The sequence below is a fragment of the Vibrio sp. 1580 genome (assembly GCF_033340055.1).
In genome coordinates this window covers 1-892 of sequence record NZ_JAWOVT010000129.1, presented here as the reverse complement: position 1 = coordinate 892, position 892 = coordinate 1, and the positions used below count along the sequence as shown (strand labels likewise).

The 892-nt window shown below is 46.4% G+C and carries 1 protein-coding gene; it reads right to left on the bottom strand.

What is annotated here, in order from left to right:
* Window positions 1-892 (bottom strand): acetate--CoA ligase family protein (locus tag R7093_RS24505; RefSeq protein ID WP_318146923.1); only part of this gene is annotated, 892 nt, incomplete at both ends.

The window sequence follows — 892 nt, the reverse complement described above, 5'->3', positions numbered from 1 at the left end:
CGAATAGCCAGTCGTTTTTGAGCATCACCTTCATATTTGCAAAGCGTCACATCAGCATCAAGTATGGTTAAGTCATCTCCGGATACCAATACTGGATGGATATCCAGTCTTTGTATTTCAGGTAACTCAACCGCCATTTGCGAAATACGAACTAAGAATTTTGACAGCTCAGTAATATCGAGCGCATCTTTGTGTTTCTGAAGACGGATCTTCCCGGACTTTAATGCAACCACGACTAAATAGCGTGCAAGCGTCATATTCAAAGGAGGCAGGGCGGCCACCGCATCTTGAGCGATGTTCCATTCAGAGCCACCTTGACCAAGTAAAATGACAGGCCCAAATACCTTGTCGACCGCGATACTGATTCGTAACTCTTCCGCGCTGCCAAGCTTCGCCATGCCTTGAACTAGCAGGCCGTGTACGTTTGCAGATGGGTAACTGAATTTGACGGTATCTAAAATCGATTGTGCAGCGTTAGAAACTTCTCGACTATTTCTCAAATTAAGCGCCACGCCGTGTACGTCTGATTTGTGAGGAATATCAGGAGAGCGAAGCTTCACGGCGACCGGGTATCCAATATTTTCTGCCATGTGAACAGCTTCGATTTCATCCGATGCTATCCAAGTAGGCAAAACATTAAAGCCAAAGAGCTTAAATAGTGGGCTAGTTTGGTGTGTATCCAGTGTAACTGTGTTTTTATCCAGTAGTCGTTCATCTACCCATTCTTTTGCAGAATTTACGCTACCTGAGTGCAGCGGCTCTGCTGTTGTTGGCGTTTCCATCAACTGTTTCTGGTTTCGCCTGTATTCAACGAGGTGCATGTACGCAACGACCGCGCTTTCCGGCGTACGATAGGTAGGTATCCCCGCTTGAGTGAATGCCAGTCTAGCAT